Source organism: Duganella lactea (genome assembly GCF_009857505.1).
Classification (GTDB): Bacteria; Pseudomonadota; Gammaproteobacteria; order Burkholderiales; family Burkholderiaceae_D; genus Rugamonas; species Rugamonas lactea.
Window position 1 is genome coordinate 24,248 of sequence record NZ_WWCP01000009.1, and the last position, 21,633, is coordinate 45,880.

Annotated in this window: 20 protein-coding genes; 11 read left to right on the plus strand and 9 right to left on the minus strand. The window is 63.9% G+C overall.

Annotation, left to right across the window (positions count from 1 at the left end):
* The first annotated feature begins 57 nt into the window (after positions 1-57).
* The 7 genes from GTP44_RS09900 (at position 58) to GTP44_RS09930 (ending at position 5,649) form a co-directional block, all read left to right on the plus strand.
* The gene (locus GTP44_RS09900; RefSeq protein ID WP_160991567.1) at positions 58-1,443 is read left to right on the plus strand and encodes a replicative DNA helicase; all 1,386 of its coding nucleotides are present in this window, start codon (positions 58-60) and stop codon (positions 1,441-1,443) included.
* A gap of 62 nt (positions 1,444-1,505) precedes the next feature.
* Complete coding sequence (locus GTP44_RS09905) at positions 1,506-2,132, plus strand: DUF47 domain-containing protein (RefSeq protein ID WP_090176199.1); 627 nt, start codon at positions 1,506-1,508, stop codon at positions 2,130-2,132.
* 21 nt (positions 2,133-2,153) lie between these two features.
* Positions 2,154-3,167 carry an inorganic phosphate transporter gene (locus GTP44_RS09910; RefSeq protein ID WP_160991568.1) on the plus strand — a complete coding sequence of 338 codons (1,014 nt, stop codon included), beginning with the start codon at positions 2,154-2,156 and terminating at the stop codon, positions 3,165-3,167.
* Between the two features lie 46 nt (positions 3,168-3,213).
* Complete coding sequence (locus GTP44_RS09915) at positions 3,214-3,594, plus strand: hypothetical protein (RefSeq protein WP_161019300.1); 381 nt, start codon at positions 3,214-3,216, stop codon at positions 3,592-3,594.
* Positions 3,595-3,708: 114 nt separating this feature from the next.
* Positions 3,709-4,560, plus strand: a complete 852-nt coding sequence (locus GTP44_RS09920) for a metallophosphoesterase (protein ID WP_161019301.1) — start codon at positions 3,709-3,711, stop codon at positions 4,558-4,560.
* A gap of 8 nt (positions 4,561-4,568) precedes the next feature.
* A complete protein-coding gene (locus GTP44_RS09925; protein WP_161019302.1) occupies positions 4,569-5,030 on the plus strand; it encodes a GNAT family N-acetyltransferase in 462 nt (153 codons plus the stop codon).
* Between the two features lie 70 nt (positions 5,031-5,100).
* Positions 5,101-5,649 (plus strand): hypothetical protein, encoded by a 549-nt coding sequence (locus GTP44_RS09930; RefSeq protein WP_160991572.1) that lies wholly within the window; start codon positions 5,101-5,103, stop codon positions 5,647-5,649.
* Here GTP44_RS09930 and GTP44_RS09935 read toward each other — a convergent pair.
* The gene (locus GTP44_RS09935) at positions 5,646-6,542 is read right to left on the minus strand and encodes an MBL fold metallo-hydrolase (protein ID WP_161019303.1); all 897 of its coding nucleotides are present in this window, start codon (positions 6,540-6,542) and stop codon (positions 5,646-5,648) included. The genes GTP44_RS09930 and GTP44_RS09935 overlap by 4 nt on opposite strands.
* A gap of 194 nt (positions 6,543-6,736) precedes the next feature.
* Here GTP44_RS09935 and GTP44_RS09940 point away from each other — a divergent pair, with 194 nt between their 5' ends.
* Both GTP44_RS09940 and cueR read left to right on the plus strand, forming a co-directional pair.
* Complete coding sequence (locus GTP44_RS09940) at positions 6,737-8,929, plus strand: heavy metal translocating P-type ATPase (protein WP_308494333.1); 2,193 nt, start codon at positions 6,737-6,739, stop codon at positions 8,927-8,929.
* A complete protein-coding gene (gene cueR, locus GTP44_RS09945; protein WP_160991574.1) occupies positions 8,926-9,312 on the plus strand; it encodes a Cu(I)-responsive transcriptional regulator in 387 nt (128 codons plus the stop codon). Before GTP44_RS09940 ends, cueR begins: the two co-directional genes overlap by 4 nt.
* A gap of 27 nt (positions 9,313-9,339) precedes the next feature.
* Here the strand turns inward: cueR and GTP44_RS09950 are convergent, their stop codons facing one another.
* Both GTP44_RS09950 and GTP44_RS09955 read right to left on the minus strand, forming a co-directional pair.
* Complete coding sequence (locus GTP44_RS09950; protein ID WP_161019304.1) at positions 9,340-9,540, minus strand: heavy-metal-associated domain-containing protein; 201 nt, start codon at positions 9,538-9,540, stop codon at positions 9,340-9,342.
* A 72-nt stretch (positions 9,541-9,612) separates the two neighbouring features.
* Positions 9,613-9,894 (minus strand): type II toxin-antitoxin system HicB family antitoxin, encoded by a 282-nt coding sequence (locus GTP44_RS09955; protein ID WP_161019305.1) that lies wholly within the window; start codon positions 9,892-9,894, stop codon positions 9,613-9,615.
* A gap of 342 nt (positions 9,895-10,236) precedes the next feature.
* Here GTP44_RS09955 and GTP44_RS09960 point away from each other — a divergent pair, with 342 nt between their 5' ends.
* Both GTP44_RS09960 and GTP44_RS28195 read left to right on the plus strand, forming a co-directional pair.
* A complete protein-coding gene (locus GTP44_RS09960; RefSeq protein ID WP_161019306.1) occupies positions 10,237-13,014 on the plus strand; it encodes a TonB-dependent receptor in 2,778 nt (925 codons plus the stop codon).
* 81 nt (positions 13,015-13,095) lie between these two features.
* Positions 13,096-15,081 (plus strand): S9 family peptidase, encoded by a 1,986-nt coding sequence (locus GTP44_RS28195; protein WP_161019307.1) that lies wholly within the window; start codon positions 13,096-13,098, stop codon positions 15,079-15,081.
* Between the two features lie 56 nt (positions 15,082-15,137).
* On the opposite strand, the gene GTP44_RS09970 is transcribed toward GTP44_RS28195, so the two are convergent.
* The 6 genes from GTP44_RS09970 to GTP44_RS09995 form a co-directional block, all read right to left on the minus strand.
* Positions 15,138-16,946 (minus strand): PhoH family protein, encoded by a 1,809-nt coding sequence (locus tag GTP44_RS09970; RefSeq protein ID WP_161019308.1) that lies wholly within the window; start codon positions 16,944-16,946, stop codon positions 15,138-15,140.
* Positions 16,947-17,207: 261 nt separating this feature from the next.
* The gene (locus GTP44_RS09975) at positions 17,208-17,663 is read right to left on the minus strand and encodes a peroxiredoxin (protein ID WP_160991580.1); all 456 of its coding nucleotides are present in this window, start codon (positions 17,661-17,663) and stop codon (positions 17,208-17,210) included.
* A 21-nt stretch (positions 17,664-17,684) separates the two neighbouring features.
* Positions 17,685-18,629: a polysaccharide deacetylase family protein gene (locus GTP44_RS09980; protein ID WP_160991670.1), complete on the minus strand. Its 945-nt coding sequence runs from the start codon at positions 18,627-18,629 to the stop codon at positions 17,685-17,687.
* A gap of 22 nt (positions 18,630-18,651) precedes the next feature.
* Entirely contained in the window at positions 18,652-19,692 is a 1,041-nt protein-coding gene (locus GTP44_RS09985; RefSeq protein ID WP_161019309.1) for a bifunctional UDP-4-keto-pentose/UDP-xylose synthase, read from the minus strand.
* 19 nt (positions 19,693-19,711) lie between these two features.
* On the minus strand, positions 19,712-20,635 hold the full coding sequence (locus GTP44_RS09990) for a formyltransferase (RefSeq protein ID WP_161019310.1): 924 nt from the start codon (positions 20,633-20,635) through the stop codon (positions 19,712-19,714).
* Positions 20,628-21,623 (minus strand): glycosyltransferase, encoded by a 996-nt coding sequence (locus GTP44_RS09995; protein ID WP_161019376.1) that lies wholly within the window; start codon positions 21,621-21,623, stop codon positions 20,628-20,630. The genes GTP44_RS09990 and GTP44_RS09995 overlap by 8 nt, the downstream gene beginning before the upstream one ends.
* Between the last annotated feature and the right edge of the window lie 10 nt (positions 21,624-21,633).

Here is a 21,633-nt window from a genome sequence, read left to right on the forward strand (position 1 = left end):
GGCTTTTTTTCTGGTCATAATTTTGTAACACGCCTCAAGCAGGTATAATTCGTCGCCATGAACGCCCCCTCCGATCCGCAAATCGAGTCGCTCCGCGTCCCGCCGCATTCCATCGAAGCAGAACAGTCCGTCATCGGCGGCCTGCTGCGCGATAACTCGGCGTTCGACCGCATTGCCGACATGATGCAGCCGGAAGATTTCTACCGCTACGATCACCGCATCATCTTTGAACAGATCGTGCGGATGATTAACGCGTCCAAGCCGGCCGACGTCATCACCGTCTTCGAGAACCTGACCCAGCTGGGCAAGGCCGACGATGTCGGCGGCCTGACCTATCTGAACGCGATGGCGCAGAACACGCCGTCGGCCGCCAACATCCGCCGCTACGCCGAGATCGTCCGCGACCGCTCGGTGCTGCGCCAGCTGATCACCGTGGCCGACGACATCTCCGGCCAGGCCTTCAGCCCGCAAGGCAAGGAAACCAAGGAAATCCTCGACGAGGCCGAATCGCGCATCTTCGCCATCGCCGAGCAGGGCGCGCGCGGCGCCGCCGGCTGGCTGGCGGTGCAGCCGCTGCTGACCCAGGTGGTCGAGCGCATCGACGAGCTGTATTCGCGCGACAACCAGTCCGAGATCACCGGCGTGCCGACCGGCTTCATCGACCTCGACCGCATGACCTCGGGCCTGCAGCCGGGCGACCTGGTCATCGTGGCCGGCCGCCCGTCGATGGGTAAAACCGCATTTTCGGTCAACATCGGCGAAAACGTTGCCATCGAGGCCGGCCTGCCGGTGGCGATCTTCTCGATGGAGATGGGCGGCACGCAGCTGGCGATGCGTATGCTGGGCTCGGTCGGACAGCTCGACCAGCACCGCCTGCGCACCGGCCGCCTGAACGACGAGGACTGGCCGCGGCTGACACACGCGATCCAGAAGATGAACGACGCCCAGGTGTTCATCGATGAAACGCCGGCGCTGAACCCGATCGAGATGCGCGCCCGCGCGCGCCGGCTGGCGCGCCAGTGCGGCAAGCTGGGCCTGATCATCGTCGACTACCTGCAGCTGATGCAGGGTTCCAAGGCCGGCGACAACCGGGCCTCCGAGATCTCGGAAATCTCGCGCTCGCTCAAGGGGCTGGCCAAGGAGCTGGGCTGCCCGGTGATCGCGCTGTCGCAGCTGAACCGCTCGCTGGAGCAACGCCCCAATAAACGTCCCGTCATGTCCGACCTGCGCGAATCGGGCGCGATCGAGCAGGACGCGGACGTCATCATCTTCCTGTATCGCGACGAGGTCTACAACGCCGACTCGCCCGATAAGGGAACCGCTGAAATCATTATCGGCAAGCAGCGTAACGGTCCGATCGGCGCGGTGCGCCTGACCTGGATCGGCGCCTATACCAAGTTTGGCAATTACGTCGGTAACCTGTCTGTCTATCAGGGCGACTAACCTTTGCGCCGGGCCGGCACGCGCGGCCCGGCGATCTGCAGTAGTAATAAACGGAGAAAAATATGTTTGGACGCTTGATGCCCACCGAGGGCAAATTCTTTGACCTGTTCAATCAGCACGCCGAGCTGTGCGTCAAAGGCGCAAAAGAGATGGTGGGCCTGATGTCGAATTTCGATGACCTGGAAAACCGCGTGCACGCGATCGAGAGCATCGAGAAGCAGGCCGACAAGATCACCTACCAGACCGTCGATCTGCTGCATAAGACCTTCATCACGCCGATCGACCGCGACGACATCCACAAGCTGATCACCCGCCAGGACGACATCCTCGACCTGCTGGAGGACGCCGCCCAGACCGTCTCGCTGTACGATCTGCACTCGGTGACGCCGGAAGCCAAGCGTCTGGCCGAGCTGGTGCTGGCTTGCGCCGAGAAGGTCAAGGAAGCCGTCGGCATGCTGCACAATATGGACAATTCGCGCCAGATCGTCGCCGTCTGCGAGGAGATCGACCGCCTGGAATCGGACGCCGACCATGTGATGCGCGCCGCCATGTCCAAGCTGTTCCGCGACGAGCCGGACGTGCGCAACCTGATCAAGATGAAAGCCATCTACGAAATCCTGGAAACGGTGACCGACCGTTGCGAAGACGTGGCCAACATCATCGAAGGCATCATCGTCGAAAACGCCTGATTACAAGAAGACCGATCTCCCATGCAAACCCTCCAAATCAGTATCTATGTGCTGGCAATGCTGATTGCCCTGGCCCTGATATTTGACTTCATGAACGGCTTCCATGATGCCGCCAACGCGATCGCCACCGTGGTGTCGACCGGCGTGCTGAAGCCGCAAACCGCCGTCGCCATGGCGGCGATGTTCAACTTCGTCGCGATTTTCGTGTTCCACCAGCTGACCGTGGCCGCCACAGTGGGCAAGGGCACCATCGACCCCGGTGTGGTCGACCAGTACGTCATCTTCGGCGCGCTGGTGGGCGCCATCGTGTGGAACATCTTTACCTGGTACTACGGCATTCCGTCGTCGTCGTCGCACGCGCTGATCGGTGGCCTGGTCGGCGCCGCCGTGGCCAAGAGCGGCACCGGCGCGCTGATCTCGGCCGGTCTGATCAAGACCGTGCTGTTCATCGTGCTGTCGCCGCTGCTGGGCTTCATCTTCGGTTCGATCATGATGCTGCTGGTGTCGTGGATCTTCGTGCGCTCGACGCCGCGCCGGGTCGACAAATGGTTCCGCCGCCTGCAACTGTTGTCGGCCGCCTCGTACAGCCTGGGCCACGGCGGCAATGACGCGCAGAAGACCATCGGCATCATCTGGATGCTGCTGATCGCCGCCGGCTATTCGAGCGCCGGCTCGGCCGAGCCGCCGCTGTGGGTGATCGTCTCGTGCTACACCGCGATCTCGTTCGGCACGCTGTTCGGCGGCTGGCGCATCGTCAAGACCATGGGCCAGAAGATCACCAAGCTCAAACCGGTGGGCGGCTTTTGCGCCGAGACCGGCGGCGCCATCACGCTGTTTACCGCCACCGCGCTGGGCGTGCCGGTGTCGACCACGCACACCATCACCGGCGCCATCGTCGGCGTCGGTTCGGCGCAGAAGATGTCGGCGGTGCGCTGGGGTGTGGCCGGCAACATCGTCTGGGCCTGGATCTTCACCATTCCGGCCTCGGCCTTCGTCGCCGCGATCGCCTGGTGGATCGGCCAGCACATCATGTAAGCAAGGGAGCTCAGGCTCCCTTTTTTTCTAATACGGCTAGCTAAACATGACCGATTTTGCGCAGTTGAAAAACATGGCGGAAGCCTCGGCCGCCGTGACGGCGTCGTGCCCGTGCGATGACGCGGCGCTGCTGGCGTGGCAGCCACTGCCGCCGACGCTGGAGCTGGATCAGTTCGAGCAGGTCGGCTCGCTGGTCGACGATCCTTACGACGAGCCGACGTTCGCCGAATACCACCCGGCCGGCACCCGTTACGAGAGCGCGGACGCGCCGATCGCCCTGCGCTACTATCCCTATAACCGTTGCCAGCTGGCGCGCTGCGTCAAGTGCGGCCGCCACTACCTGCGCTATACCGAGGGCGGTGGCTACTTCAGCGAGTTCCGCATCCGCGCGCTGCGCCCGCAACTGCTGGTGGACGCGCGGCTGTAATCATCGTCCAGCCGGTGGGTGGCGCAGGTATCCGGACGATTTCGCCTGACGGCTGAGCACCGGGGCGGCCAGTTCGGTTATCATGGCGGGCTTTGTATAGCGCCTCAGCCCTTCATGCCATCCCCGCGTCAACAGCGTTTTTCCCGCTGCCTGCATTTCATCGACACCTTGCTCGGGGCGGCCACGCTCGGCGGCCGGCTGTCGGCGCTGAGCTATCGCATCGGCTTGCATGGCAAGCTGGGCGTCACTCGCCACACGCTGGCGTTGCCGCCGGAACGCCGTCTGGCGCGGCCGCTGAAGATTGCGTTCGCGTCGGACTTTCACGCCGGCCGCAGCACCCATCCCGCCATCTTCGACGACTTGTTCGCGCGCATCGCCAGCGAACAGCCCGATGTGCTGCTGCTGGGCGGGGATTACATCACCGGCCCGGCCCGCCATGTCGCGGTGCTGTGCGAGCGGCTGATCGACTGCCGCCCGCCGCTGGGCAAGTTCGCCGTGTTCGGCAACCACGACCGCGCCACCGACCACAAGCTGATCGCGCGGCGGTTCAAACAAGCCGGCGTGCGGATGCTGGTCAACCGCGCGGTCATGCTGGCGCCGCCGTTCGACACGGTCTCGGTGTGCGGCATGGACGATCCGTGGACCGGCGCGCCAAGCGCCGCCGGCACCTTCGCCGGCGCCCGTCCGGTACGGGTACTGCTGATGCACGCGCCGGACGGCTTGCTGAGTTTGAAGGGACAGCGCTATGACATCGGCTTCGCCGGCCACACGCATGGCGGCCAGATCGCGCTGCCGGACGGCACGCCCATTGTCATGCCGCAGGGGCCGTTGTCGCGCCCCTATTATTACGGCCGCTTCCCGGTGCGCGGCAACGGCGACCTGATCGTCACGCGCGGCGTCGGCTGTGGCGGCATTCCGGTGCGCATCAACGCCGATCCGGAACTGGTGATTTGCACTGTGCAATAATGAGCGTTATGAAAAATTTAACGCTACAACTGCGCCAAGAAGATCCGACTGCGGCCGATTCGGTGCAACTGATGGACGAGCTGTCGAGCGCGCTGCAAGCGATCACCGGCGACAGCGGCATGGCCTCGTTTGACGCCGCCGATGTGGTTGGCCCGGCCGCCTGCTTTGTGGTGGCGCGCGACGACCACGGCAACCCGCTCGGCTGCGGGGCGTTCCGGCCCTTGCAGCCGGGCGTGGCCGAGATCAAGCGCATGTATGCGCGCCATGGCGCCAACGGCGTCGGCAGCGCCGTGCTGCGTTTTCTGGAGGCGGAGGCGGCCGCGCTGGGCTATCAGGCGGTGTGGCTGGAAACCCGGTTGGTCAACCGCCGCGCCGTCGATTTTTACACGGCGCGCGGTTATGCGCGCATCGCCAACTACGGCAAGTACATCGGCAATCCGCTCGCGGTTTGTTTCGAGAAACAGCTGTAAGCATGGTCTTACAAGCCGGTGCGGCAAGCGCCGCTACCGTGCCGGACCGCCGGCGGGCACAATGATGTCCATGAAAATCGTAGACCAACGCTATCTGGATAGCGACAATCGTTATTCCACCCAACCTTGCCTGCTCAGCATTCTGGAGCTGGACCCTGTCGAACCCGAACGTGTCGCCCAGGCGCAGGAGCGCCTGTACGCCGCCTTGCCCGGCCTGGCCCGCCTGCGCGGCCTGATCGGCAAGCGCGCCGATGCCGACGCGGTGCCGCCGCTGGTCGAGCTGGTGCAGCAAACCGCCATGGAATTGCGCCGGCTGGCGCTCAATGAAGTGACCGTCGGCTTCGTCGGCGTGGTGCCGCGCATGCAGCGACGTTATCGCCTGGTGCTGCCGTACAACGCCGAGGGCGCCGTCGCGCCGGCGCTGAAAATGGCCACGCAACTGGTGGGCGCCATGCTGGCCGGACGCTCGTTCAACGTCAAGGCCGGTCTGGCGCGCCTGCGCGCGCTGGCCGACCGCCGTCGCCAGCCGCGTGGCTCGCTGATGCAAACCGCCCGCACCATCCTGATGGCGGTCATGCCGCGCAAGCTGCCGTCGCCGGCCGGCCTGGCGCTGCGTTAATCCAGCTGGACTTCCATGCCCTCGTAGGCGAGCACCACCTTCAGCTCGCCCAGCAGCGGCGCGTGGCGCGCCAGCACATCGGCAAACACCGCTTCCAGCTCATCGTCCCCGCGCGTCGGTTCGTGGTGGGTGCAATACAGCGTTTTGGCGCCGGTGCGCAGCGCCAGCGCGAACGCCGCGTCGAAGGTGCCATGTCCCCAGCCACGCTTGGCCGGATATTCTTCCCGTGTGTACGAGCAATCGACGATCAGCGCGTCGACGCCGCGCGCGGTGGCGTCGATGGCGGCGCTGCGCGCGGCGATCCAGGCCTCATAGGCCGCGTGTTCCGGATGGTCGGCCGGGTGAATGTTGTAGTGCGGCTCGTGGTCGCCGGTGAAGAACAGCGCGCGGCCGTTGCACTCGACCCGGTAGCCAAGGTCGATCACCGGATGGTTCATCACCACATTGCTGACGGTGGCGTCGCCCACCATGATCGGCTGGTCCACATTCAGCGTCTGATACTCGATGGTGGCGTCCATCTGCGTTTCGCTGACCGGGAAATAACTGTTTTGTAACTGCACGCCCATCACGTGCTCGATGCCATTGCCGGTGGCCGGATCGGTCACGCCATGCAGGCGCACGCGGCTGTCGCGTATGAACAGCGGCGAGAAGAACGGCAGGCCGTGGATATGGTCCCAGTGGCTGTGGGTGATGAAAATGTTGGCGTGGATCGGTCCGTTCTTGTTCTGTATCAGCGACTGCGCCAGCGCAAACAGGCCGGTGCCGCCGTCGAGGATGATCAGGGTGTCGTTATCGGTGCGGACTTCAATGCAGGTGGTGTTGCCGCCGTAGCGCGCGGTTCGCGGACCGGGGGAGGGAATGGAGCCGCGGACTCCCCAGAATTTGAATTTCATACGAAGAACCCCTGATGTGTTTTTATTATTAGTTTGTTGTGTCGCCGCATTACCTGCGACCGATAATAGCTTTTTTTGACCGGCCCAGGGTCGAGCCCGCACAAAAACATCGCATTCGACCCGTAAACAGCCTTGACCTTCCAATCATGGGATACTTGATGCTGTCGATGGATAGAAACAGCATTGGGTGTGCCATGAATCAGCAAGCGATCAAAATTGAAGGCATGAGTTGCGCCTCCTGTGTCGGCAGGGTGGAACGGGTATTGGCGGCCGTGCCGGGCGTCGACAAGGTCAGTGTCAACCTGGCCACCGAGATGGCGCGGGTGGAGTCCGCCCAGCCGGTCGAGTTTGCCATGCTGGCGCAGGCGATCGACAAGGCGGGCTTTCAGGCTTCGTTGCCGGCACCGACGCCAGGGAGCGCGCCGGCGCCATCCGCCGCCACAGCAGGCGCGCCGACTTGGCAGCCGGCCGGTGGCCTGGCGGTCGCGCTGGCCGCCTTGTTCTCGCTGCTGCTGCCGATGCTGCTCGACCTGGCGGGCGTGCATTGGATGCTCGACGGCCGGCTGCAATGGCTGCTGGCCACGCCGGTGCAATTCTGGCTGGGCGCGCGCTTCTACCGCGCCGGCTGGCTGGCCGCGCGCGCCCGCAGCGGCAATATGGACTTGCTGGTGGCGCTCGGCACCAGCGCCGCCTATGGCCTCAGCGTCTATCTGCTGCTGGCTGGCGGCGCTATGCCGCACTTGTATTTTGAGGCGTCGTCGGTGGTTATCACGCTGGTCCTGCTGGGCAAGTGGCTGGAGGCGCGCGCCAAGCGGCAGACCGCCGCCGCCATCCGCGCGCTGCAAACGCTGCGGCCGGAATCGGCGCGGGTGCGGCGCGGCGCGCGGGAGGTTGAGGTGGCCATCGCCGAGGTGCGCCTGGATGACCTCATCGTCGTGCGTCCCGGCGAGCGCATCGCCGCCGATGGCGTGATCGCCGAGGGCGCCAGCCATGTGGACGAAGCGCTGATCACCGGCGAAAGCCTGCCGGTGGCGCGTCATGCGGGTGAGCGCGTCACCGGCGGCGCCATCAACGGCGAAGGCTTGCTGCTGGTGCGCGTGACGGCGATCGGCACCGAAAGCACGTTGTCGCGCATCATCCGCCTGGTGGAGGATGCGCAGGCGGCCAAGGCGCCGGTCCAGCATCTGGTGGACCGCGTCAGCGCGGTGTTCGTGCCGGTGGTGCTGGTGCTGGCGCTGCTGACGTTCGGCGGCTGGTGGTGGGAGGGCGGCGACGCCGAGCGGGCCATCATCAACGCGGTGGCGGTGCTGGTGATTGCCTGTCCCTGCGCGCTGGGCTTGGCGACGCCGGCCGCCATCATGGCCGGCACCGGCGTCGCCGCCCGTTACGGCATCCTGATCAAGGACGCCGAAGCGCTGGAGCTGGCGCACCGCATCACCATGGTGGCGTTCGATAAAACCGGCACGCTGACCGAAGGGCAGCCATCGCTGGCGGCGTTGGCGGCGGCGCCCGGCGTCGACGAAACGCGGCTGCTGCAACTGGCCGCCGCTGTTCAGCACGGCAGCGAGCATGCGCTGGCGTGCGCCGTGCGCCAGGCCGCCGAGGCGCGCGTCCTGGTGGCGCTGGAGGCGGCCGCCGGCAGCAGCGCCTTGCCGGGACGCGGCATCGCCGCCACAGTGGCGGGCACGCGTCTGTTGCTGGGCAGTACGCGACTGATGCGGGAGCAGGGCGTGTCGGTGCAGGCCTTGTCCGCGCGCGCCGCCGAACTGGAGCGCGCCGGCCACACCATTTCCTGGCTGGCCGACGCCGACGCGCATCAACTGCTGGGCCTGCTGGCCTTCGGCGACCGCATCAAGCCGCAGGCGCAAGCGGCCATCGCCGCGCTGCACGCGCTAGGCATCCAGACGCTTCTGCTGACCGGCGACAACCAAGGCAGCGCCGATGCCGTCGGCCGGCAGTTGGGCGTGCGGCGCGTGATCGCCAATATGCTGCCGGCCGACAAGGCGAACACGGTCGCCGCGCTGAAAGAAGCGGGCGCCACCGTCGCCATGGTGGGCGACGGCATCAATGACGCGCCGGCGCTGGCGGCGGCCGATGTCGGCATCGCCATGTCCAGCGGCACCGATGTCGCCATGCACGCCGCCGGCATCACGTTGATGCGTGGCGATCCGGCGCTGGTGGCGGCGGCGATCTCGATCTCGCGCCGCAGCTACCGCAAGATCCGGCAGAACCTGTTCTGGGCCTTCATCTACAACTTGATTGGCATACCGCTGGCGGCGTTCGGCATGCTGAATCCGATCGTGGCGGGCGGGGCGATGGCGCTGAGTTCGGTCAGCGTCATCAGCAACGCGCTGCTGTTGCGGCGCTGGAAACCGGCGGGACAATGAATATCGGCCAAGCGGCCAAGGCGTCCGGCGTCTCGGCCAAGATGATCCGCTATTACGAAAGCATCGCGCTGATTCCGCCGGGACGGCGCAGCGACGCCGGCTACCGCATTTACGCCGACAACGACCTGCACACGCTGCGCTTCGTCAGGCGCGCGCGCCTGCTGGGCTTCTCGCTGGAGCAGATCCGCGAGTTGCTGTCACTGTGGCAGAACAAGGAGCGCGCCAGCGCCGACGTCAAAACCATCGCCACCGGCCATGTGGCGGAACTGAACCAGCGCATCGCCGAACTCACCGAGATGCGCGACACACTGCAAACGCTGGCCGGCTGCTGCCACGGCGACCAGCGTCCCGATTGCCCGATCCTGCAAAGCCTGGCCGATTGACGCGGCTGCCCCGGCGTTCGTCCGTGCTCAGGCCGCGCCAGTGACCGGGAAGCCGGCGTCGGCGATGGCCGATTGCAGCGGCGCCAGCGGCGTGGCGCTGTCGATCCTGACCGACTTGGTGGTCAGGTCGATTTCCACCTTGGCGGCGGCGTCCACCGCTTGCACGGCCTTGGTTACGGCGCCGACGCAGTGGCCGCAGCTCATGTTTTCTACGTGAAGTTGGTACATCGGGTACTCCTGAAACAGTTTCGATCCCTTACTTTACCCCTTCCTGCCATGGGAAGGTCAAGCACCAGCGGGTTAAGGCGGATCGTCCAGCCGCGCCAGGTCGAGGCTGACCAGCGCCCAGATGCCGCCGACATAACCGGGCTCCTGCAACAGCGCTTCCACGTCGGAGGGTTTGATTTCGAACGAGCGTCCCTGTTCGACCAGTTTGCCGACGTGGCCGTAGATGGCCTTGGTGGCGTTGCTCATGGCTTTGTCCACCGTCTCGCCGGTGGTGACGCAGCCTGGAATGTCCGGCACCGTGACGCCGTATTTCTCGGCACCGCTGGTCCGCTGGATCAGGATGGGGATGTCCATGACGTCTACCTCGGCTGTAACGAAACGCGGGCAAATCAATAACTTGGGTGTCTAGTGTCATACAGCTTGGCGCTGGTTACAAGCATTTTCTCTGAGCCATTTTCACTTCGTGTCTCGGCAATGCACTATGTGCAAAATTCCAATAATTCGCAATTTGCAAAAATTTAATTCTGCAATAAAGGTGGATTTTGTGGATTATATTGTGCGGTTGTGTTTTTACAACGTAGATTCACATTTGTAACAAATTGAAACTATTCCCGTGCATAATATTTTGGCTTGCTGTTTAGTAATTATTGCAGCTTGATAAAATAATAATTAATCAACTACACCAAGGGAAGAGCGATGTTAAAAGTGAAAACCAGTGTTACCGTGGTTCGGATGGCGCTCGGCGCGTTGGCCGGCGTCGCTTTGATGGGGCCGTCCGCCTATGCGCAGGAAGCCAATCTGATAACGCAGGCCGAGCCGCAAGCCCAGGCCGCCGGGAAGGAGGATCAATCGGTCCAGCACAAAGTGTATGTGACCGGCTCCAACCTGCGCCGCCTGACGCTGGAAACCGCCTCGCCGGTGCAGATCATCACCAAGGATGAGCTGACACGCGGCGGCGCCACCTCGCTCAACGAGGTGCTGCGCACGATTTCCGCCAACGTTGGCGGCATCAGTGATACCCGCACCAATGGCTTCTCGGCCGGCGCGGCCGGCCTGAACCTGCGCGGCTTCGGCAGCCAGGCCACGCTGGTCCTGATCAATGGTCGCCGCCTTGCGCCGTATGCGCAGCCGGAATTCCAGACCACCTTCGTCGACCTGAACTCGATTCCGATCGCCGCGGTGGAGCGCGTCGAAATCCTCAAGGATGGCGCGTCGGCGATTTACGGCTCGGAAGCGATGGCCGGTGTGGTCAACATCATCCTGCGCGACAGCTTCAATGGCCTGGAGCTGGGCGGTTCGTATGGCAAATCCAGCCACAACGACGGCGAACAGAAACGCGCCACCCTCAGCTTCGGCGCCGGCAGCCTGGTCGAAGACCACTACAATGGTTACGTCACCGTCGACCTGCGCCAGCGCGACCCGATGTTCCTGTACAAACGCGACGACTACCTCAGCACGCAAGACCTGCGCGCCTGGGGCTACAAGGATCGCCGCACGCTGTACACCTATCCTGGTAACATCTACTGGACCGACAAGGCCACCGGCCAGCTGACCTCGCGCTCGCTGGACAAGAACTGCCCGGCCGACCGCCTGGTGCCGGCGTCGAGTGTGCTATCGGCCGGCTCGACCGGCACCGCTTGCGTGTTCGACGACTTCAAGGACAGCTCGGTCAACGCCGCCGGCAAGACTGATCGTCTGGGCATCACCAGCCGCCTGACCTGGCAGCCGGACGCCACGACCACCGTGTTCAGCGAACTGATGTTCAACCGCCAAAAGGCGCGTGTGACCGGGCTGCTGCATTGGGTCGCCGGCCAGAACGGCCAGAGCACGCCGGCGTTGCCGATCACCCACCCACAATACCCGAAAGATCTGATCGGTCCGGACGGCAAGACGCTGGCCGGCGGCAATGGCACCGTCCGCGTGCGCGCCTCGCTGCGCGACTTCCCCGGTCAGGGCCAGGACAATACCACCGACTTCGGCCGCTATCTGGTCGGTGTCAAGGGCGTGGTCCAGAATTGGGACTGGGAAACCGCGCTGCTGCGCACCGACAGCAAGGTCACCTCACGCAACACCAGCGCGATTCTGGCCACGCCGTTTATCGATGCTTACACCAGCGGCAAGTTCATCTTTGGCGGCGGCGCTGCCAACCAGACGCTGTACGACTCGATTACCGCCAGCCCGGTCAACCGCTTCAAGTCGTCGCTGACTCAGCTCGACGGCAAGGTCTCCGGTGAACTGTTCAACCTGCCAGCCGGCGCGGTTGGCCTGGCGGTCGGCACCGAGTTCCGCAAGGAGTCGCTGAGTACCGATCCCGATCCGCTGGCCGTCGAGGGCGAGCTGTACCATCAGGCCCAATTGCCGCCGGGCTTCTCCAACAGCCGCCGTATCGCCTCGGTCTACGTCGAGTCAACCGTGCCGCTGCTGAAATCGCTGGAGGCGCAACTGGCTGTGCGTCACGACCACTATTCGGATTACGGCAATTCGACCACGCCGAAAGTCGGCCTGAAATGGACCGCCACGCCGACGCTGATGGTGCGCGGCACCTATGCCGAAGGCTTCCGTGCGCCGACGCTGGTCGAGAACTCGACCGATGTCCGCAATGCCTTCCTGCAGTTCCGCGATCCGGCACGCTGCAATGCCCGCTACACGCTGGGCTGCAGTGCTTCCAGTGCTTATCAGAGCGGCGCCAACCCGGCGCTGAAGCCGGAAACCGCGAAGAGCTACACCATCGGTCTGGCATGGGAACCCAACTCGTCGTTCCTGGCGACGCTGGACCTGTGGCAGATCAAGCGTGTCGACGAAATCAGCACCTATAACCTGGACAAGGTGCTGGCCGACCCGGCGCGCTACGCTGGCGACCCGGCGGTGGGCATCACCCGCGATCCGCTGACCGACGCCGACCGCGCCGCCGGCGCCACCGCCGGTGAAGTCACCAACATCCGTATGCTGCTGACCAACGTGGCGGTGACCCAGATTCGCGGCGCCGACCTCAAGCTGACCGGCCGCATCAACATGGGCGAGTACGGCGTGCTGACGCCGACCTTGAACCTGAGCCATACGCAATCGTTCAAGAACGCGCCGTCGCCGAACGATGCGCTGATCGAGTACGCCGGCACCCGCGGCACGCCGTCGGTGCAGGGCACTCTCGGTCTGGCATGGAAGAAGGCGGCCTATGAGCTGTCGGCGGACACCATATTCATCGGCAAGATGGCCTCGGTGCCGGACCGTACCCTGGAATGCTCGCTGGGGACCGAAGGATTCCCGGCGCTGTGCACCGGTATCCCATCGTTCACCGTGGTCAACCTGGGCGGTAGCTACACCGGCTTCAAGAACACCAAGCTGAAGTTCTCGATCCAGAACGCCTTTGACCGCAAACCGCCGTTCCACCCGAACGACTCGAATAACTACTTCGCGGATCTGCATGACGCCATGGGCCGTTACTTCCAGGTCACCGCGGAATACCGCTTCAAGTAATCCTGTGTGAGTAATAGGAATAGGGCGCCGTGGCCGCGAGGCGACGGCGCTTTTTTCATCGATATAATCGAGGAGACTGTCGTGAAATTACGTATTATTCCGTTGGTGCTCAGCACCCTCTTGCTGGGCGTGGGCGTCCACGGCACCGCACAGGCCGACGCATCCATTCCCATTGCCGACTTCTTCAGGAAAGCCGAATTCAGCGGCCGCCCGGTGCTGTCGCCGGACGGCCAGAATATGGCGGTGCTGACGCCGCGCAACGGCCGCTTTGTGCTGGCGGTGATCAATCTGGAAACCCGCGCCTCGACCGTGGTGGCCTCCGATCCCGATTGGAATGTGGCCAACCCGCAGTGGGTCAACAATCGCCGTCTGGTGTTCAGCATCAACAAGGGGACCGACGAAGTGCTGGAGAAGCAGACCGGCGGCGGTCTGTTCGCGGTCAACAGCGACGGCAGCGGCTTCCGCAAGCTGGTCATCAGCATGAAGGAGGCCAGTGGCAATGGCTTGCCGTACAAGCCGGTGTCGGTGTTGCAGCGCGTGGGCGACAACAGCAACGACCTGATCGTCGTCAACAATGAGCGCGGCCGCGACGCCGACCTCGGCGCCAGCGACGTGTTCCGCCTGGACACCACCAACGGCCGCATGACGCTGCTGACCTACAACAACCCGGGCGCGGTCAGCCAATGGGTGCTGGACCACAACAACGTTATCCGCGTGGCCTCGTCGATGAAGATGGAGGAAAAGACCCAGCGCATCCAGCAGACCGTGTACCTGCGCGCCGACGAGAAGTCGCCGTGGACGCCGATCTACAAGGCCTATCTCAGCGACGGCAAGGAGATGAATCCGCTCGGCTTCGACTTCGACAACCAGACGCTGTTCGTCGCCGGCCGCTTTAACGGCCGCGACAAGGCCGGCGTGCACATCTGGGATATGGCCAAGAACGCCCCCGGCGAGCTGATCGCAGAGCATGCTGAGGTCGACATTCCCGACGGCCTGGCGTTCGACGAAGCGCGCAAGAAAGTGGTGGGTGTGACGGTCAACGGCATGAAGCCGGAGCGGTATTATTTTGATGAAGACTATGCGCGCCTGCAGGCGTCGCTGGACGCCAGCTTCCCCGGCCAGCAGGTGTATTTCCAGTGGCGCGGCAACCATGCGATCGTCACCACCGTCGGGGTCAACAATGTCGGCAAGCTGTACTACTTCGACACGGTGAAGAAGTCGCTGGAGCCGCTGTACAGCGTCAAGCCTGAACTGGACGGCAAGAAGCTGTCCGAGCAGACCGTGATCCACTACAAGGCGCGCGACGGCCTGACCATCCCCGCCTACCTGACCTTGCCGGAAGGGCAGGCGCCGAAAGCCTTGCCGCTGGTGGCCTACATCCACGGCGGCCCGCACGCGCGTGACGTCTATGGCTTCGATCCGATGACGCAGATGCTGGCCTCGCGTGGCTTCGCGGTGTTCCAGCCGCAGTTCCGCATGTCGACCGGCTTTGGCTGGAAGCACCACACGGCCGGCTGGAAGCAATGGGGCCTGGCGATGCAGGACGACATCACCGATGGCGTCGAGGAGCTGGTCAAGCAGGGCATCGTCGACCGCAACCGCGTGTGCATCATCGGCGCCAGCTACGGCGGCTATGCCACCATGTACGGCCTGGTGAAGAATCCGGACCTGTACAAATGCGGCGTCAACTGGGTGGGCGTGACCGACGTCAAGATGCTGTTCACCGTCAACTGGTCCGACATGTCGGGCCCGGTGATGGACGATCTCGGCGCCAAGATGCATGGCGATCCGAAGACCGACGAGGCCTACTTCACCAAGGTGTCGGCGATCGGCAATGCCGACAAGATCAAGGCGCCGGTGCTGATGGCTTACGGCAGCGAGGACCGCCGCGTGCCGCTGATCCACGGCGAGAAGATGCGCGACGTGCTGCGCAAGCAGGGCACGCCGGTGGAGTGGATGGTGATGACCGGCGAGGGCCATGGCTGGACCAAGGAAAGCAACAGCATCCTGTGGGGCGAGACGGTGTACCGCTTCATCAACCGCTACATCGGTAACGTCCAGAAGTAAAAAAAGCCCCGCCGGCATTGCTGCCGGCGGGGCTTTTGCCTTGAAGCGCGTGAAGCTTACAGCACTTCGCTGGCGTGGTCGGCCAGGCGCGAGCGTTCGCCGCGCGCCAGCGTCACGTGACCGCTGTGCGACCAACCCTTGAAGCGATCCACCACATAGGTCAGGCCGCTCGAACCCTCGGTCAGGTACGGCGTGTCGATCTGTGCGATATTGCCCAGGCAGATGATCTTGGTGCCCGGGCCGGCGCGCGTGACCAGCGTTTTCACTTGTTTCGGCGTCAGATTCTGCGCCTCGTCGATGATCAGGAACTTGTTGACGAAGGTGCGACCCCGCATGAAGTTCAGCGACTTGATCTTGATGCGCGAACGGATCAGGTCCTGCGTCGCCGCGCGGCCCCACTCGCCGCCGTCCGAATCGGACTTGTTGAGCACTTCCAGATTGTCGTCGAACGCGCCCATCCATGGCGACATCTTTTCTTCCTCGGTGCCCGGCAGGAAACCGATGTCTTCACCGACCGGCACCGTCACGCGGGTGACGATGATTTCGTTGTAGAGCTTGGTCTCCAGCACTTGCGCCAGGCCGGCCGCCAGTGCCAGCAGGGTTTTACCGGTGCCGGCCTGGCCGAGCAGCGTGACGAAATCGCATTCCGGATTCATCAGCAGGTTGAGCGCGAAGTTCTGCTCGCGGTTGCGCGCGGTCACGCCCCAGACGTTGTTCTTGTTGTGGCTGAAGTCGCGCAGGGTTTGCAGCACGGCGGTCTTGCCGTTGATCTGCTTGACCTGGCCGTAGAACGGCGCTTCGCCATTCTTCGGCTCCAGGAACACGAACTGGTTGACCAGCATCGACGGCACGAACGGACCGGTGACGCGGTAGAACGTCGCGCTCTGGCCGTTTTTGTTTTCCTGCCAGGATTCCAGGTCCTTGCCGTGCTTGTTCCAGAAATCGTCCGGCAGCTGGACGATGCCCGAGTACAGCAGGTCGGTGTCTTCCAGCACGTGGTCGTTGAAGTAGTCTTCCGCCGGCAGGCCCAGCGCGCGCGCCTTGATGCGCATGTTGATGTCTTTCGACACCAGCACGATGGCGCGGCCGGCCTGCTCCGCTTCCAGCGAGCGCACCACCGACAGGATCTGGTTGTCCGCCTTGCCCGATGGCAGGCCGACCGGCAGTTCCGCCGTTTGCAGGCGCGTCTGGAAGTACAGGCGGCCCTTGGCGTCCTTGTTGCCCAGCTTGGACAGCGGGATGCCGTTCTCGATGGCGTCGTCGTCGGTGTTGGAAACCAGCGCGTCCAGCGTGCGCGACACCTGGCGCGCGTTGCGCGCCACTTCGGTCATGCCTTTCTTGTGGTTGTCCAGTTCTTCCAGCGTCATCATCGGCAGGTAGACGTCGTGCTCCTCAAAGCGGAACAGCGACGAAGGATCGTGCATCAGCACGTTGGTGTCCAGCACAAACATCTTGGTGGTGCCGGTCTGGTCGGCGTTGCGGCTGGTGGACGACTTGAGCGCGACCTCGTTGCTCTTGTGCTTGGCCGGATGCGGCGCCTCCGCCACGATCGGCGTGACCTTGCCGCGCGGCGAAGGCTTGCCCTTGGCCTCGGCGGCGTCGGCGGCGGCTTGCAGCACCGCCGGCGCGGCCTTCAGCACGGCGGCCACGGCTTTGGATTTGCCGCCGGCCGGGGTTTTGGCCACGGCCGGTTTCTTTGCCGCGGGAACAGCTTTAACGGTCGCCGCTTTCTTCGGCGCTGGTGCGGGCTCGGGGGCGATGTCCGCGACTGCCGCGAGGGCAGGCGTCACGCGGCCGGTGGCCTTCGGGTAATCTTTTGCCAACAGTATAGTCGCTGGCTTACTTGGTATTTTTGGCAGTGGCATCAGGATCTCAATCGAAAGATATCTGGAGGAATCCGCCCATCAATGCAGCGTGCTGCCGGGCGGACGGCAGCGGTAAAACCGGATGGGGTGGATGCGTTAGGGAAAAACGGTGAAAGACTGCCGATGGGCATTGGTCTTGCCCGATGGGTACCGCAAGGTGGCCGGCTGGCCACCGAGGAGGGTGGAAAGTTACAGTGTTGACTCAAAATGTGGTGTCGCTCGCTACGGTTTAAGCACACTGGAAGCGCGCATCCGCACAACTCAAGCCTGATGCGCTACAAATTCCAGCACTTCATCGACGTGACCCGCCACCTTCACGCCTCTCCATTCTTTCACCAATTGGCCGTTAGCGTCAATCACAAACGTACTGCGCTCGACGCCGCGCACCGTCTTACCGTACATTTGCTTCATCTTCATGACACCGAACTGCTCGCAGACTTTCTCTTCCGGATCGGAAATCAGCTCGAACGGCAGGCCCAGTTTGGCGCGGAAGTTCTCATGCGAGCGCAGCGAATCGCGGCTGATGCCGTAGATTTCGGTGCCGGCCGCCTGGAATTGTTCATACAGGTCGCGGAAGGCCATGTTTTCCGTGGTGCAGCCTGGGGTGTTGTCCTTGGGGTAGAAGAACAGCACGGTATAACGCGCCGGCCGGCCGGACAACTGGAAGGTCTGGCCGCTGGTCATCGGCGCGGAGAAATCGGTTACTACATCAGCCACAGGCGTCTCCTGAGAGGGTTACTAAGCTTGGGCAGCGCCTTGAATGATCAGCTGGCCCGAGCGTCCGGGCAGTTCGCCCCAGGTGATGGGGCAAACCGGCATCGGCAGGGTTCGTATCTTCTGATAGTAGTCAGCCATGGACGCCAATTGGTATCCCTGCGCTTGCCACCCTGCCAATAGCTGCTCAAATATGGGGGCGAGTTTCTGTCCTTCAAGCTCTGCATGCAAAGTATAAACGTGGTCGCGCGTGGCGCCCTCGGTCAATTGGAGCAGGAACGCGGCGATATTGCCGGTGGTGATGACGGCGCCGTTGATTTCACAACCCAGCAGCTCGTCCAGCGTGGGCAGCGTGGTGGGCATCTGCAGGTGCTTGAGCACCCGCCCGCCGTCGGCCAGGCGGTGCGGGCCGTCGGCCGGGTTGGCCAGCGTGCCGTCGGGGTTCAGCACGCAGCGGCCGTCGGAGGCGTAGGCGTAGCCGGCATCGTCGTGTTCGTGGAAGGCGCCATTGTTCATCTGCCAGCCGGCGGCGCCGTGGGTGCGTGGTGCCACGCCGAAGATTTGCGTGAAGCGGGCGGCGGCCTTGCGCATCATGCCGGTCGACCAGGCGGCGTCGCGTTTAGCGACGTTGTCCTGCCACAGCACGTGGTCCCAGGTGTGGATGCCGCATTCGAAGCCGGCGTCCTGCACCGCGCGCATCTCGGCCGCACAGTCCTTGCCGATGTCCGGGCCGGGCAGCAGCACACCGTACATCAGCGTCTTGAAGCCGTAATGCTCGACCACCGAGGTGCGCGACACTTTGCTGAAGAAACCCGGCCGCAGCGCGCGGCGCAGCGCCCAGCCGGTGTGGTCCGGGCCGAGCGAGAACAAAAAGGTGGCGCCGGCCTGGCGCGCTTTGAGCATGCGCACCAGATGGGGAACGCCTTCACGGGTGCCGCGGTAGGTGTCGACGTCGATCTTCAACACCATCAGGGGTTTGGCGCTCAAGCTGTCAGTCCATCAGCGCGTGGGCGGCGGCGACCTGGCTGCGGTAGGCGTCGAAGATTTTCTTCAGCGCCTCGGCCATGGTGGTGCTTGGCTTCCAGTCCAGTTCCTCGCAGGTGTTGGTGATTTTCGGCACGCGGTTCTGCACGTCCTGGTAGCCGGCGCCGTAGTAGGCGCCCGAGGTGGTTTCGACGATCCTGACCTTGGCGGCGCCGGTGGCGTATTCGGGATACTGCTTGGCCAGTTCCATCATCATGGCGGCCAGTTCGCGGATCGAGTAATTGTTGACCGGATTGCCGATGTTGTAGATCTTGCCGGTGGCGGCGCCGTTCTTGTTCTCGATAATCTTCATCAGCGCGTCGATGCCGTCGTCGATGTCGGTGAAGGCGCGCTTCTGGTGGCCGCCGTCGACCAGCGAGATGTTCTCGCCGCGCACGATGTGGCCGAAGAACTGCGTCACCACGCGCGACGAGCCTTCCTTCGGCGTGTGGATCGAATCGAGGCCGGCGCCGATCCAGTTGAATGGACGGAACAGCGTGAAGTTCAGGCCTTCCATGCCATAGCCCCAGATCACGCGGTCCATCAGCTGCTTGGCGTTGGAGTAGATCCAGCGCGGCTTGTTGATCGGGCCGCAGATCAGCTCCGAGTTCTCCGGATCGAACTCCTCGTCGTGGCACATGCCGTACACTTCCGACGTCGATGGGAACACCAGGTGCTTGCCGTACTTGGCGGCCGAGCGCACGATCGGCAGATTGGCCTCGAAGTCCAGTTCAAACACGCGCAGCGGCGCCTTGACGTAGGTCGACGGCGTGGCGATGGCCACCAGCGGCAGAATCACGTCGCACTTCTTGACGTGGTATTCCACCCATTCCTTGTTGATGGTGATGTCGCCCTCGAAGAAGTGCATGCGCGGGTGCGCCAGCAGGTCCGGAATGCGGTCGCTGTTCATGTCCATGCCGTAGACATGCCAGTCGGTGGTTGCCAGAATGCGTTTCGACAGGTGGTGGCCGATAAAGCCGTTGACGCCAAGGATGAGGACTTTTTTCATGATGAATTCTCAGTGATGATTAGGCCGCCGCAGTCAAACGCGACTGCAACTGTGCTGCGCTGATGGCGACGCCATCGGCGGTCAGCGAGGAAATCGTCAGCATGCGGCCATCGCCGCACACGCCGAAGATGCGATTGTCGACCACGGCCAGGCCGGCCGGCAGACTCAGGCCGACGACATTGCCGGCCAGGCGCGCGCGCTGAATCACATAGCGCACGCCGTCCAGTTCGGTGAAGGCGCCGGGGTAGGGCGGCGCCACGGCCCGGTGCAGATTGTAGACCTGCTGCGCTGGCTGGCGCCAGTCGATGCGGCCGTCTTCCGGGGTGCGGCCGCCGAAATAGCCGCCCTTGCTCAGATCGTTGCGCAGGCGCGGCGCCGTGCCGGCCAGCAGCGACGGCAGCACGCGCCACAGCGCCTGCTCGGCCGCCACCTGCACCTTGCCGAAGACTTCGTGGGCGGTGTCGTCCGGCAGGATCGGCACGTCCATTTGCGCGACGATGGCGCCGGCGTCCGGCTTGACGGTCATCTCATGCAGACTGGCGCCGGTGACGGTGGCGCCATGCAGCACCGCCCAGTTGACCGGCGCGCGGCCGCGGAATTCCGGCAGCAGCGAGCCGTGCATATTGAAGGCGGGCGCCACGTCCAGCAGCGCCGCCGGCAGCATGTGGCGGTAGTAGAAGCTGAACATCAGGTCCGGCTTGGCCGCCCGCACTTGCGCCAGCAGTTGCGGCGACTTGGCGTCGGCCGGCGTGATGTAGGGAATGCCCTCGGCCTGGCACAGCGAGATCACCGATTCGAACCAGATGTTTTCGCCGGCGCTGTCTTCATGGGTCACCACCAGCGCGACGTCGACGCCGCCGGCCAGCAGCACCTTGAGGCAGCGCACGCCGACGTTGTGGTAGGCGAAGACAACGGCGCGCTTGGGCGTTTCAAATTCAGTCATGATGGCGCGCCACCGTGCGTTTCTCAAGGCTGACCGGTCGCGGCGCCAGCTCGCCCTGCGCTTGCTGCAGGATGGTCTGCACCACGTAGCGCGGCCGCGCGCGCACCTGCTGGAAGATGCGGCCGACATACTCGCCCAGCAAGCCGATGCCGAACAGAATCACGCCCATGAAGAAGAAGGCGATGGCGAACAGCGTGAACACGCCGTCCGCCTCGACACCGACGAACAGGCGGCGCGTCAGCAGCAGCACCACCATGATGGCCGAGAAGAACGACATCGCCATGCCCAGCATCGAGTAGAACTGCAGCGGGATCAGCGAGAAGCCGGTGACCAGGTCGAAATTCAGGCGGATCAGGCTGTACAGCGAGTACTTCGATTCGCCGGCCGCCCGTTCCTCGTGCTCGACCACGATTTCCGTCGGATTGCGGGCGAAGCGGTAGGCCAGCGCCGGCACGAAGGTGTTCACTTCGCAGCACTGGTTCATCAGGTCCACCACGTTGCGGCCGTAGGCGCGCAGCATATTGCCCTGGTCGGTGATCTTGATGTTGGTGATGCGCTCGCGCAGCCGGTTCATCGCCTTGGAGGCGTAGGTGCGCCAGGCCGAGTCCTGGCGCTTGCGGCGGATCGAGCCGACGTAATCGTAGCCCTCGCGCATCTTGGCCACCAGGTTGCCGATTTCCTCCGGCGGATTTTGCAGATCGGCGTCGAGCGTGACCATGATCTCGCCGCGCGCCGCCTCAAAGCCGGCCAGGATGGCCATGTGCTGGCCGTAGTTGCCGTTGAACAGCACCACGCGGGTGACGTCCGGGCGCACGCGGAACTGCTCGGCCAGGATCGACACCGAGTTGTCGCGGCTGCCGTCGTTGACGAACACGATTTCGTAGGGGGCGCCGAGCTTGTCGAGCGCCGGATACAGGCGCGCGAACAGCGTCGGCAAGCCGGCCTGTTCGTTGTAGACCGGGATGACGACGGAGATTTCGGGTTTGATCAGCGGTGCG

Coding starts and splice junctions, on each gene's coding strand:
- GTP44_RS09900 (WP_160991567.1), top strand. CDS start 58: ATGAACGCCCCCTCCGATCCGCAAATCGAGTCGCTCCGCGTCCCGCCG.
- GTP44_RS09905 (WP_090176199.1), top strand. CDS start 1,506: ATGTTTGGACGCTTGATGCCCACCGAGGGCAAATTCTTTGACCTGTTC.
- GTP44_RS09910 (WP_160991568.1), top strand. CDS start 2,154: ATGCAAACCCTCCAAATCAGTATCTATGTGCTGGCAATGCTGATTGCC.
- GTP44_RS09915 (WP_161019300.1), top strand. CDS start 3,214: ATGACCGATTTTGCGCAGTTGAAAAACATGGCGGAAGCCTCGGCCGCC.
- GTP44_RS09920 (WP_161019301.1), top strand. CDS start 3,709: ATGCCATCCCCGCGTCAACAGCGTTTTTCCCGCTGCCTGCATTTCATC.
- GTP44_RS09925 (WP_161019302.1), top strand. CDS start 4,569: ATGAAAAATTTAACGCTACAACTGCGCCAAGAAGATCCGACTGCGGCC.
- GTP44_RS09930 (WP_160991572.1), top strand. CDS start 5,101: ATGAAAATCGTAGACCAACGCTATCTGGATAGCGACAATCGTTATTCC.
- GTP44_RS09935 (WP_161019303.1), bottom strand. CDS start 6,542: ATGAAATTCAAATTCTGGGGAGTCCGCGGCTCCATTCCCTCCCCCGGT.
- GTP44_RS09940 (WP_308494333.1), top strand. CDS start 6,737: ATGAATCAGCAAGCGATCAAAATTGAAGGCATGAGTTGCGCCTCCTGT.
- cueR (WP_160991574.1), top strand. CDS start 8,926: ATGAATATCGGCCAAGCGGCCAAGGCGTCCGGCGTCTCGGCCAAGATG.
- GTP44_RS09950 (WP_161019304.1), bottom strand. CDS start 9,540: ATGTACCAACTTCACGTAGAAAACATGAGCTGCGGCCACTGCGTCGGC.
- GTP44_RS09955 (WP_161019305.1), bottom strand. CDS start 9,894: ATGGACATCCCCATCCTGATCCAGCGGACCAGCGGTGCCGAGAAATAC.
- GTP44_RS09960 (WP_161019306.1), top strand. CDS start 10,237: ATGTTAAAAGTGAAAACCAGTGTTACCGTGGTTCGGATGGCGCTCGGC.
- GTP44_RS09970 (WP_161019308.1), bottom strand. CDS start 16,946: ATGCCACTGCCAAAAATACCAAGTAAGCCAGCGACTATACTGTTGGCA.
- GTP44_RS09980 (WP_160991670.1), bottom strand. CDS start 18,629: ATGGTGTTGAAGATCGACGTCGACACCTACCGCGGCACCCGTGAAGGC.
- GTP44_RS09985 (WP_161019309.1), bottom strand. CDS start 19,692: ATGAAAAAAGTCCTCATCCTTGGCGTCAACGGCTTTATCGGCCACCAC.
- GTP44_RS09990 (WP_161019310.1), bottom strand. CDS start 20,635: ATGACTGAATTTGAAACGCCCAAGCGCGCCGTTGTCTTCGCCTACCAC.